Below are 12,081 nucleotides of genomic sequence, written 5' to 3'. Positions count from 1 at the left end.
TTCTTTCTTTATCCCTAAAAAGAAATAGCAAATAAAACTAACAACACTAATAAACCTGTAACGTAAGGTTTTCTTAGTACTAACTTTAATACATACATAAAATAATTTTTTATTGAAGCCTGTAAAAACCTCTTTATTTCTATTTTTTGTATTTCTAATTATATATTTTAAGGGATGGGCGACTAACCATTTAAGTTACTTAAATGAAAAATCAAATTTTAAAATAGGGATATCTTTTGTGGGAAGAAGCTATGCAAAAGTAACCAACTTTTTAAAAACTAACAAAAATTATTTAAAATTCTAAAACCAGAATCCTAAATTAAATAATACGTAGTTTTTTTTATGATCTGGAGACAAGGTATATTTTAACTCGATAGGTCCTATAAACGTATTTACACTATATCCAAAAGCGTAACCCGATTTTATGTCTTTAAAAATATCGGCATCTCTAAAAACGTTACTATCTAATCGAGCATAATTTGCTATAAATGAAAAGTAGTGATTTTTCGCAAATTGATATCGGATATTAAATTCAGACTTAATAAACGTACTGTTTGATAGTTCACCAAAATCATATCCGTAAAAAGGGACAAAAGAATTTACATAATTTTGATTGTATCCGCCTAAACGATAATCAAAAACTGTAGACACAGGGTTTTCAAAAGAAAAACCACCTTCACCATTAATTTGAAAAGTAACTTTATCCCAAATAGAAGTTGCAAAGCCTATTTTTCCCTTTACTTGAGAAAAGCTATTAAAGTTATTCAGAAAATCTGAAGACCTTAAATACCATTTAAATTCTATATCAGCAAAATAACCTTTGGTAACAAAATACTTTTCATCGTAAGTGTCTAATTTTAGGTACGCAAATGCATTTACGTAATTACTTTTATCAAAAAAAGTAGGCTCTTTATTGGTTAAAATAGTTTCTGTTAACGCCCTTAAAATTTTATACTCTACACCAAAACCTAAGGCAAATTTTCTATTAAAAGTTGTTTGTGCAAAAAGATCTGTGGTATAATCTGTATAACTTAAATTGATATTATTAATATTTGGATTCTCTGGCGAATTAAACAATGTATTGGTTCTAAAATGATCGAATCTAGAACGCACGCCATAACTCCAATAAAAACCATTATCTACAAAATAGTTAAGGTTAAATCTTAAGTTATCACCTAAAATAGCATCCAAAGAAAGGATGTCATTTTCTATAAATAAATATTTATGATTGTAGTTTGCTAAAATTCCTGTTTTGTAAAGAAAGTCGTAATGAACGCCTAGTTTTACGTTGGCTTTTTCTTCATTTTCTATGACCGAAAAATTTAAATGATTTTTATTTTTTTTAGAGACAACTTCATAATCAATACGCTCATAATTGTTGGTTGCCGACAAAAAAGGCATCTTTTCAGCAATTTCTTTATGACTGATACTATCGCCTCTTTTTATATTTAATTTCCCTAAAACATACGCAGGAGTATAATTTTTAAATCCAGTAACACGAACCTCATCAACCTTAATTTTTTCGCTTTTAAAGGGCATTATTTTTCGCTCTTTTTTATGAGCTTGTTTTTTTGCAATTTCATTAAAAACGGTTCTATATTTTTTCCCCGCCTCTTTTCCTTTTTGTAATAATTCTTTATTTTTATTAAAATCTACCACATTAAATTCAAAAATATCAGGTTGTATATAAAGATCAATAGTGTCTTTTAAATCACTATTTTTACTATACATTTGATAGCTTATCACTTGATTTAAAATAGCAACAACGGACTTTAATTTATCTTTTTGAAACAACCTTCCTTGAACATCTACGCCAATAATAATATCCATGCCTTTTTGTTGCATAATATCTATTGGGAAGTTATTAGCAATACCGCCATCAATCAATAATTTACCATCTTTTTCAACTGGATTTAGTAAGGTTGGAAATGATGCACTTGCTCGTAATGCTAAGGGTAACGAACCTGTTTCTTGCAAAATTTGTCCGCCAGTTTCTACATTGGTGGCAATACAGAAAAAAGGGATCTTTAGTTTAGAAAATGTTTCGTTACCCGATGAATATAAAAGTGTCGTTAACATATTTAACACCTCCTGCCCTTTAGAAACTCCTTTAGGTAAACCAATAACTCCTTTGATAACAGGTAGTTTTATGGCATGTTTTTCGCCATGTTCTTTGGTAAAAAATGGACGTGCATTTCTTGGTAAATTCCCTGTTAACACATCAGAAAAATCGGTAGTAATCACAATATGTTCTATTTGTGATGCACTAAAACCTGCTGCGTACAATCCGCCAACAATAGCACCCATACTTGTTCCTCCAATATAATCTATCTGAATTCCTGATGCTTCAATTTCTTTTAAAACACCAATATGCGCAAATCCTTTTGCACCACCACCACTTAATACCAAACCAACTTTTGGTTGCTTTTTCTGACCAAAAAACAACATTGGAATTAGAATAAAAAATAATAGAATTTTAGCTCTCATTTTCTTTTTTAGCGTGATAATATTCATGCACTTTTTTTGCTCTCGCATTTCCAATAACAGCAATTAAATCTTCTAACGAAGCTTCTTTTACTCTTTTTGCTGATTTAAATTTACGCAATAAAGTTGTAATAGTTTGCCTACCAACATCAGGAATTTGTTCTAATTCTGATTGAATGGCACTTTTACTACGTTTATTTCTATGCAAGGTAATTCCGAATCTATGTGCTTCATTTCTTAGATGTTGAATGATTTTTAAACTTTCCGATTTTTTATCTAAATACATCGGTATAGAATCTCCAGGGTAATAGATTTCTTCTAAACGTTTAGCAATTCCTATTATGGCAATTTTACCTCGTAAGCCTAAAATATCTAAACTTTTTAAAGCAGATGATAGTTGTCCTTTTCCACCATCAATAATAATTAATTGAGGCAATGGCTCGTCTTCAGACAATAATCGCTTATAGCGTCTAAAAACCACTTCTTCCATAGAAGCAAAATCATCTGGACCGACCACTGTTTTTATATTATAATGGCGGTATTCTTTTTTGCTTGGTTTTCCGTCTTTAAAAACCACACAAGCAGCAACTGGATGCGTTCCTTGAATATTAGAATTATCGAAACACTCAATATGTCTTGGTTCACTTTGCAAGCGTAAATCTTTTTGCATTTGCGCCATAATTCGCTTTACATGTCTATCTGGATCTACAATTTTAATTTGCTTAAATTGTTCTTGTCGGTAATATTTTGCATTTCTTTCAGAAAGCTCTACAATTCTTTTTTTATCACCCAATTTAGGAACCGTCACTTTAATTGTATCACCTACAAAAACGGTAAACGGAACATAGATTTCTGTAGATTGAGAATTAAATCGTTGTCTAGTTTCAACAATAAAAAGCTCCAATAAATCTTTATCAGATTCGTCTAGTTTTTTCTTTACTTCTGTGGTGTATGATTGAATAATAGATCCATTAGAAATCTTAAAAAAGTTAAGATATCCGTAGCCTTCATCAGAAATTACAGAAAACACATCTACATTATTTATAGACGGATTTACAATGGTAGATTTTGCTTGGTAATTAGCTAATAAATCGAGTTTTTCTTTAATTTTTTGGGCTTCTTCGAACTCCATTTTTTCAGAAAAAGTAAACATCATTTGTTTAAAGACTTCCAAACTCTCTTTAAAATTACCTTTAATAATATTTCTAATTGCTTTAATATCTTGCTGATAAATGACTTCCGATTGCAACCCTTCACACGGCCCTTTACAATTGCCTAAATGGTATTCTAAACATACTTTGTATTTACCTGCGTTTATTTTTTCTTCACTTAAATCATAGGTACAGGTTCTAAGCGTATAAAGCTCTTTTATTAAGTCTAGTAAAATTCGTACCGTTCTTACAGAAGTATAAGGTCCAAAATATTCCGACCCGTCTTTTATGACTCTCCTCGTTAAAAAAATTCTAGGAAAACGTTCTTTTTTTATACAAATCCACGGATAAGTTTTATCATCCTTAAGCATAATATTATACTTAGGCTGGTATTTTTTTATGAGGTTATTTTCTAATAATAAAGCATCGGTTTCTGTATTTACTACAATATGTTTGATGCTTACAATTTTTCTGACTAGAATTCTTGTTTTCGCATTATCATGGTTTTTGGTAAAGTAAGAAGCAACACGTTTTTTTAAGTTTTTAGCCTTACCCACATAGAGTATTACCTCATCTTTATCATAATATTGATAAACACCAGGTGATTGTGGTAATGTTTTTATTTGAAGCTCTAAACTTGTTGGCATACAACGAAAATACACATTTTTGTTGCAAAATAAGTTTAGATAAAGTTAATAAGTAGAAACACCTGTTTTTATATTATTTTTAGGTAGAAGTACCTGTTTTGTTTAATTTTTTATATAGTTTTATGGCAACCAAAAACTTATTATTAACCAAAACTTAAATTATTATGTCAATTGACGTACCTACACCAAACCCAGAAAACATTATTTCATTAGAAACAGCTCAAGATTGGGCGAAACACTGGAGAGAAGACACTTCCAATTTTAATATTGTAAAAACCAAATCGAAAAAAGATCCTAAAGCCACAAAAATTAAACTTGGAGTTGAAAGAGTGAAAGGATTCTTTATTCCTGCTATAGATTTAGTTGAAGCATTAATTGAGGTTTTTGGCGCTACTAATTTAGTAGAGTTAGAAGAAAAAATAATGTCAGGTGAAATTGGCAAAAGCGATGGTATAAGAGCTTATACAGGTGTAGAAGATTTAACTAAACCAAAAAATATTAAAAGCAAGAATCCTAATGATCTTGGAACCTATGAACAAAAATTAATGATTGTTGGGGTAAAAGACAATAAAGACATATTATCTGAAAGAATAGACAATAACCTTGAAATTAAGAAGTTAGCGGAAGGTGGTGGTAACGTTTATGATTTAACAACTCCGTGTCCTGATTTATGCGACAATGGTAGTCCTTTATATAATTAATTACTCATTGAAATCTTATGAAATTATAGTTAATATTGGTAATTTATTATTACTAATAAATACTATTTACTATTTTAAAAGCTACAGAAAATATTCTGTAGCTTTTAAAACTTTTACTATTTATCTTTTCTTTAGTTTAATTATACAAGGTATTTACTACGTTTTATTTTTATACAAAGAAAATAATTTATTCCTTAGTCATGTTTTTTTTATTGGTCAATTTTTGATACTAAGTGTTTTTTATTATCAAATATTTTTTAAAGAACGTCTAAAAAAAATTATTAAACTTTATTTAATTTTCACATTACTAATTTTAACATTTTATCTAGTTTTTTTTCAAGTAAATTTTTTTAAATTTAATTTGTTTGAAATTTTTATTACTTCTTTACCGATAATTATATATAGCCTTTTGTTCTTTTTTCAAAAAATAGATACAGTTGATAAAAAGTATTTACATTTAAATTCAGGATTATTTTTATATTTATCATGTAGTTTATTATTATTTTCTGCTGGAAATTTAAAATCTTCGATTAAGAATTTTATATGGTATTTTAACATGTCTTTATATGTAATTTTCCAAATCTTAATTTTTATAGAATGGTACAAAAACTTTAGAAAACCCACTAAAGTTGAACTTTGATCACCATTTTTTAAACAACAAAAAACCATGATTTTAAGTTTCATACTTATTAAATTCACTTAGAAAGATATTTCTTAGCTTTGTTTAGTCAATTATGACCAGACAAAACTTTAATAATTGAAAACTTTATTAGATTGCTTAAACAATATTGGGTATATAATTTTAGCTATTAATTGTATTGTTTATCTCAAAAATTATCGAATAAAACTTAAACCATATAAACTAGTATTATTATACCTTTTATCAACTTTAATAATTCAATATTATTCCGCTTATTTAAGCTCTTTTAAAGCTAATAATTTATTTTTATCTCATTATTATTTTATAGAACAGTTTATTTTATTGAGTTTATTCTATCGAAGTGTATTAAAAAACATGTTATTAAAAAAGCTAATAAGTATACTTTTAGTTTTAATTGTTCTAAGCTTTATAATATATTATTACTATAATACTTCTTATTACTATAAGTTTAATATAGTGGAAATTATTACCACAAATATTCCTCTAATATTTTATAGTTTTTATTTCATAATCGAAAGTTTAAATAACACTAATAAAAAATTTATCTACATAAATTCTGGTTTTTTTATTTATTTATTTTGTAGTACGCTGCTTTTTTCTTGTGGAATTATTGATGCTATAAAAGAAGTAAAGATTTGGTTATGGTTATTCAATAATATTCTTTATATCCTTTTACAAATATTAATCTTTATAGAATGGTACAAAAACTTTAGAAATCCGTCAAAAGTTAATTAATAATCTTAACTTTTTTTACCCCCGTATAAACACCTGTTTTTACCATTAAGCTTTCTTTTTAAGTTTCTTACTTGTAAATTTACTTAAAAGAGATTTTTCCGTAGATTTGTTTTGAACTCTCAAAAGCACTAATGGAAGAACTCTTGGCAGAAGAAAATCAAGTGATTGCTATTGTATTAATTGGTGTTTTATTACTCCTACTTATGGGAGTTGCCCTACTATTATTCTTTTTCTTTTCTAGAAAAAAAATAGTAGAAAAAGAGCTGGAAAAAAAATCGTTGGAAATTAATCATCAGAAAAAGATGATACAATCTATAATTGTAACGCAAGAAAAAGAACGAAAGCGGATTGCCCAAGATTTACATGATGATATTAGCTCTAAATTGAATGTCATCAATTTAAACGCCAACTTATTAAAGGATGGTGATTTAGATACAAAAGAATATAAAACGGTAAATAATAATATTTTAGAAGCAACCGACAAAACATTAGAAAGCGCTAGAAAAATCGCACATAATTTGTTACCGCCAATTCTAGAAAAGTTTGGTTTTAAAGACGCTGTAGAAGAACTTGCAGATTCTTTTAATAACAGTAAAAAGATTACCATAAACTACACTATCAACTATCATAAAAACTATTTAACTAAAGAAAACGAGTTACATCTTTTTAGAATAGTACAAGAGTTAATCAATAATTCTGTACGTCATGGAAAAGCAAAAATTAGCACATTAGATATTAATTTTGAAGATCAAAAATTACTTTTTAAGTATACTGATAACGGTAAAGGATTTAACATGAATGATCAAAAATTTTCCAAAGGTTTAGGGATGAAGAATATAGAGACTAGAATTTCTTTATTAAATGGAGAAAAAGAAATAAAAAGTGAAGACGGAAAAGGATTTAAAATAAATATAAAAATATAAACCTACTTCTACTTAATAGTAACTTAACCAAACTACTATGGAAAATATTAATATAATCATTGCAGATGACGAAGAGCTTTTTAGAAAAGGCATCAGTTTTTTGTTAGAAAGAGAAAAAAATCTAAACATTATTTTTGAAGCGTCTAATGGTAAAGAGTTAATAGACTTTATTGATGTTACTGAAGAATTGCCAGATATTATATTAATGGATTTAAAAATGCCCGAAATTAATGGTGTTGAAGCTACTAAGGCAATTCATAAAAAATATCCCGATATAAAAATTATAGCTTTAACAAGTTACGGAAGTAAATCTTTTATTACTAATATGATAGATGTTGGCGCTTCTTCTTACTTACTTAAAAATACCACACCAAAAGAAGTAATTAACACTATTAATGAAGTTTTTGAAAAAGGATTTTATTACGATGAAAAAGTGTTAGAAATTATTCATACTAATATAATTTCTTCAAGCGGAAAACGTATAAAAAGTGATTTGGATAACAATTTACTTTCTAAAAGAGAAATAGAAGTCTTAGAATTAATATGCGAGCAATTAACTACAAGTGAAATTGGTGAAAAACTATTTATTAGTCCAAGAACTGTAGAAGGGCATAGAAATAATTTATTATTAAAAACTCAATCTAAAAATGTGGCTGGATTGGTAATATATGGAATCCAAAAAAAATTTATAGAAATTACTCCAGATATTAATTTTTAATCCTAAAGGTAAAATTACCTGTTTTAGTTTCACAGTATTTTCTCTCTATTCGGAAAATTTATTTTTACTAAATTTAGAACTTGTTTAACCAAAAAAAAAACTTAATAACATGGAACCATCATTTATAGGGTCAATTATTTTATTCGCAGGAGATTTTCCAATTAGAAACTGGGCAAAATGCGAAGGACAATTATTATCAATCGCTAGTAACACAGCGTTATTTTCAATTATTGGAACCACCTATGGTGGAGACGGAAGAACTACTTTTGCTTTACCCGATCTACGAGGTAGAGTACCTGTAGGAACAGGAGCTGGCCCTGGGCTTATAGAAATACCTATAGGACAAAAAGTAGGTAGAGACAAAACAACATTAGCAATTCCTAATATTCCAGCACATAAGCATACTGCTACAGTTAGTGATATTAATGCAACTGCAGAAGCAACTGTTTCAATTCCTGCTACAGGTAGTGTAGCAAATACTTATGAGCCTGGTAATAATGCTATTTTTGGTGCAGGAGAAGTTATATCAGGCAAAAATGAAATCAACATGTATTCATCAGCTGCTGCAAACAAAACCTTAAAACCTTTTACAGCACCTGTAGCTATAACTGCAACTGGTGGTAATGTAGCGGTTGGTACTACAGGTTCTAATACTCCTTTTAGCAATATACAACCAAGTTTAGGTATGACTTACCTTATTTGTTTACAAGGAATTTATCCTTCTAGGAATTAATCTTTTTTAAATAATTGCTATTCAATCAAAATTTCTTTTTATGAAAAAAAATACAAAAATTTTAGATGTACAAAATTTAATGAATAATCGAATAAAATTGTATGTATTTACATTTTTAATGTTTATTAGTTTTAGTAATCTTTCCTTAGGACAATATACAGAAACATTTGCTACAGCAGATAGAGGAATTGTTAACGGACCTTGTGGTGATAATATTAGTACTAATTGTACAAATAATAATTTTACTGGTGTGAATTGGACAATTAATGGGGTCTTAACTGGTATGGCAGCAGGTGATTATGCAAAAACAATCTGTGGTTTGTTTTAATTTTCTGACATTGATGGAGAGGTATGCTGGGAATCTCCTGTACTCGATATTTCTGCAATAGGAGGGACTATAAATATTGCTGTTGATGTGAGTTGGGTAGGGCTTGATAGTGCTAGTGATTATATAGATGTTGAATATAGTATTGATGAAGGAGCTTGGACTCAAGTAGCAAATCAAGTTGGAGGAGGTCCTCATACAATAGAATATTTGGGGTTTGATACTGGTGATGCTTCAGCTACTGTTCCTAGTGGTGCGATAGCTTCTGGTGCTAACAAATTAAATGTCAGTGTATGTGCTAATTTCGATAGTTTTCAAGAATATATTAGGATAGAGGAAGTTAGAGTTCCAGAAGCCGGTGTTACTGTTTTAACTCCAGCTACAGCACCTACAGTTACAACAACGGCGCTAGTTCTGTTCTTAGCAATTCTGCTACTTTAGCAGGTAATGTTACCGCAGATGGCGGTGCTACTGTTACAGCTAGAGGGATTGTATATGCTGTAAAAGCTACAAATGCTGATCCATTAATTGGTGGTGGTGGTGTTACAAATGATCCCAACGGTTCCGGAACAGGAGTCTTTTCAGAATCTATTGCAGGTTTAACTCCAGGTACAACATATACTTTTAAAGCATACGCTACCAATAATGTAGGGACTTCTTATGGAGCAGCTACAGACTTAACTACTGCTGGTAAACGTTGGACTGGTGCAACAGATGCTAATTGGGATGTTGCTACTAATTGGAATCCTAACTCTATTCCTATTGCTACTGATAATGTAGTAATACCAAATGTAGGAACTAAACCAATTATTGATAGCGATGTTGGGGCAGTAGCAAACAATATTACTATAGACGCAAGTAGTTCTTTAACAGTAAATAGCGGAGGGTCTTTAATAATAGATGGTGTAATGACTAAAAATGGAGACTTTATATACAAAGTAAACATTCCTGAGACTGATTGGCATTTAATTTCTTCTCCTGTTGTTGGTGAGCAATTTGATGATACGTGGAATGATGCTAATAGTATAAATACTGCTGGAGCAGGAAATAACGAAGCCGTTGCTTCTTATATTAATACTAGTGATGCAGATGGTGATTGGGTGTATTATCAAGATGGCGCAGGTGCTACAACTTTTGGTGCTGGTATAGGTTACTCTACTAAAAGAACAAGTGCTGGAGAATATACTTTTAATGGTGGTTTTCCAGTTTCACCAATTAATCCAACTATCTCAGCAAGTAATATTGGTACTCCTGCAACAGAAAACAGGTGGACATTGGTAGGTAATCCATTTCCAGCACACGTTAACATTGCTACTTTTTTATCAGTTAATGCTACTCCTTTAAAAGATTCGCATGAAAACGTTTATGTTTGGAACGCAGCCACTGGACTATACGAACCATTAACTACTGGGCATATTCATCCAGGACAAGGTTTCTTTGTAAATTCTAATGTAGTTTCAACTACTGTTACTTTTACAAAAGCAATGCAGAGTGATCAAAATGGAATTACATTTTACAGAACAGCTACTAATCCAAGTATTACATTAATGATGAGCGATGGTACAAATACTGGGTCTACAGAAATTAATTATCTAGCTGATAAAACCACAGGGTTAGATCCTAGATATGACTCGGGTACTTTTACTGGTCAGTCTACAAGCTTTCAAATCTATACGCATTTAGTAAGTGATAGTAAAGGTATTAATTTTATGAAGCAAGCTTTACCTATAGATAATTATGAAAACATGGTGATTCCTGTTGGATTAAATGCAGCGGCTGGAAAAGAAATTACCTTTTCTGCTGAAGACTTAAATTTACCAACAGATTTAAAAGTTTTCTTAGAAGATAGAGAAACCAATACATTTACGCGTTTAGATGAAGCAAATAGTAGCTATAAAATTACTACTTCTTCTGCCTTAAAAGGGATTGGAAGGTTTTATATGCATACCTCTAGAAATTCATTAACTACAAAAGATGTTGTTTTAGACAATGTAAGTATCTATAAAACGAATGGGAACACATTAAGAATTGTAGGTGTACAACAAAACAGTAAAACTTCTCTTAAACTATTTAATATTGTTGGTAAGCAAGTTTTAAGTACATCGTTTACATCTAATGGTGTTAAAGATATTTCTTTACCAAAATTAGCCTCTGGTGTTTATCTTATACAGCTCCAAACCGATAAAGGAAGGTTGAACAAGAAAATAATTTTAGAATAATAACGAGAATTTTATATACAAAACATCATGAAAAAACAAAACAAAAATACTCAAGATAAAGCTCAAGAAATTACTCGTAAAGAAGCAATTAAAAAAATAGGTAATTACGGTAAGTATGCAGCCTTAACAGCTTTAGGAACCTATCTAATTTTAAATCCACAAAAAGCTCAAGCAGCTTCTCCAGAAGCTCCAGGTAGTGGATTTAATTAGATTAAAAAAATATAAAATAAAAAAGGTTGTCTAATTTTAGGCAACCTTTTTTAATGAATAAATACTGCCTTAGATTTTTTAAGGCCGCTTAGTATTGTTGAATTTGTGTTATCTTCTACTTCCCAACCATAAACAACAGATAGTTGATAAATTTTAGAAAGCTCTTCAAACAATCTAGTTTTAGCTTTAGTTTTTAACTCGGTTAATTCTATTGTTTCTTTTATTTTTTCAATACTTTTTTTATTGATTTTATTCAATTCATCTTTAGTAAAAGAATTAAAACTACTTTGTTGTAAGTCAAAATATTTTATATCTGGAGAAATTACAATTGCCTCTTTTGGTATTTTATTGATGACAATTTTCTTTCCAATAGAATCAATCTGTATCTCAAGTTTAGATAAATCATAGCCAACCTCAACTTTTGCGTTTACAGAAACAATGGCTTTTTTATCAAAAGACAGATAGTCATAAAAATATTTCTTAGCATCAGAATAATTATAGATTTCAGAAAAAGTTCCTTCAGAAACCACTAGTTTACTCATGCTTTTTATTTGGTTAAGTACAACCTGTATTT

General features: G+C 29.5%; 13 protein-coding genes. 8 read left to right on the top strand and 5 right to left on the bottom strand.

The annotated features are described in order from the left end of the window. Window positions 1–300: 300 nt before the first annotated feature. Together OD91_RS09235 and uvrC are read right to left on the bottom strand one after the other, a co-directional pair. The gene (locus OD91_RS09235) at window positions 301–2,514 is read right to left on the bottom strand and encodes a patatin-like phospholipase family protein (protein ID WP_255513226.1); all 2,214 of its coding nucleotides are present in this window, start codon (window positions 2,512–2,514) and stop codon (window positions 301–303) included. Then, window positions 2,477–4,282: an excinuclease ABC subunit UvrC gene (uvrC, locus tag OD91_RS09230; protein WP_144896101.1), complete on the bottom strand. Its 1,806-nt coding sequence runs from the start codon at window positions 4,280–4,282 to the stop codon at window positions 2,477–2,479. The genes OD91_RS09235 and uvrC overlap by 38 nt, the downstream gene beginning before the upstream one ends. A gap of 164 nt (window positions 4,283–4,446) precedes the next feature. Here uvrC and OD91_RS09225 point away from each other — a divergent pair, with 164 nt between their 5' ends. The 6 genes from OD91_RS09225 (at window position 4,447) to OD91_RS09200 (ending at window position 9,519) form a co-directional block, all read left to right on the top strand. Next, complete coding sequence (locus tag OD91_RS09225; protein ID WP_144896100.1) at window positions 4,447–4,983, top strand: hypothetical protein; 537 nt, start codon at window positions 4,447–4,449, stop codon at window positions 4,981–4,983. A gap of 1,527 nt (window positions 4,984–6,510) precedes the next feature. Beyond that, window positions 6,511–7,302 (top strand): sensor histidine kinase, encoded by a 792-nt coding sequence (locus OD91_RS09220; RefSeq protein ID WP_144896099.1) that lies wholly within the window; start codon window positions 6,511–6,513, stop codon window positions 7,300–7,302. A 37-nt stretch (window positions 7,303–7,339) separates the two neighbouring features. After that, window positions 7,340–8,020 (top strand): response regulator transcription factor, encoded by a 681-nt coding sequence (locus OD91_RS09215; protein WP_144896098.1) that lies wholly within the window; start codon window positions 7,340–7,342, stop codon window positions 8,018–8,020. Between the two features lie 109 nt (window positions 8,021–8,129). After that, window positions 8,130–8,753: a phage tail protein gene (locus OD91_RS09210; RefSeq protein WP_144896097.1), complete on the top strand. Its 624-nt coding sequence runs from the start codon at window positions 8,130–8,132 to the stop codon at window positions 8,751–8,753. A 40-nt stretch (window positions 8,754–8,793) separates the two neighbouring features. After that, entirely contained in the window at window positions 8,794–9,081 is a 288-nt protein-coding gene (locus OD91_RS09205) for a hypothetical protein (RefSeq protein ID WP_144896096.1), read from the top strand. An 87-nt stretch (window positions 9,082–9,168) separates the two neighbouring features. Then, window positions 9,169–9,519, top strand: coding sequence for a hypothetical protein (locus OD91_RS09200; RefSeq protein ID WP_144896095.1), 351 nt, complete (start codon window positions 9,169–9,171; stop codon window positions 9,517–9,519). Here OD91_RS09200 and OD91_RS09195 read toward each other — a convergent pair. Further along, on the bottom strand, window positions 9,473–9,721 hold the full coding sequence (locus OD91_RS09195) for a hypothetical protein (RefSeq protein WP_144896094.1): 249 nt from the start codon (window positions 9,719–9,721) through the stop codon (window positions 9,473–9,475). The genes OD91_RS09200 and OD91_RS09195 overlap by 47 nt on opposite strands. 15 nt (window positions 9,722–9,736) lie before the next feature. After that, window positions 9,737–9,919, bottom strand: coding sequence for a hypothetical protein (locus OD91_RS09190; RefSeq protein ID WP_144896093.1), 183 nt, complete (start codon window positions 9,917–9,919; stop codon window positions 9,737–9,739). A gap of 67 nt (window positions 9,920–9,986) precedes the next feature. Between OD91_RS09190 and OD91_RS09185 the strand changes: the two genes are divergently transcribed. Beyond that, window positions 9,987–11,297, top strand: a complete 1,311-nt coding sequence (locus OD91_RS09185; RefSeq protein ID WP_144896092.1) for a T9SS type A sorting domain-containing protein — start codon at window positions 9,987–9,989, stop codon at window positions 11,295–11,297. A gap of 27 nt (window positions 11,298–11,324) precedes the next feature. After that, window positions 11,325–11,507 (top strand): hypothetical protein, encoded by a 183-nt coding sequence (locus tag OD91_RS09180; RefSeq protein ID WP_144896091.1) that lies wholly within the window; start codon window positions 11,325–11,327, stop codon window positions 11,505–11,507. A 50-nt stretch (window positions 11,508–11,557) separates the two neighbouring features. On the opposite strand, the gene OD91_RS09175 is transcribed toward OD91_RS09180, so the two are convergent. Beyond that, a complete protein-coding gene (locus tag OD91_RS09175; RefSeq protein ID WP_186434433.1) occupies window positions 11,558–12,049 on the bottom strand; it encodes a DUF4230 domain-containing protein in 492 nt (163 codons plus the stop codon). Between the last annotated feature and the right edge of the window lie 32 nt (window positions 12,050–12,081).

It is taken from the genome of Lutibacter sp. Hel_I_33_5, assembly GCF_007827455.1.
Taxonomy (GTDB): Bacteria; Bacteroidota; Bacteroidia; order Flavobacteriales; family Flavobacteriaceae; genus Polaribacter.
The sequence above is the reverse complement of the archived record's forward strand: the minus strand, read 5'-3'. Positions and strand labels throughout refer to the sequence as shown.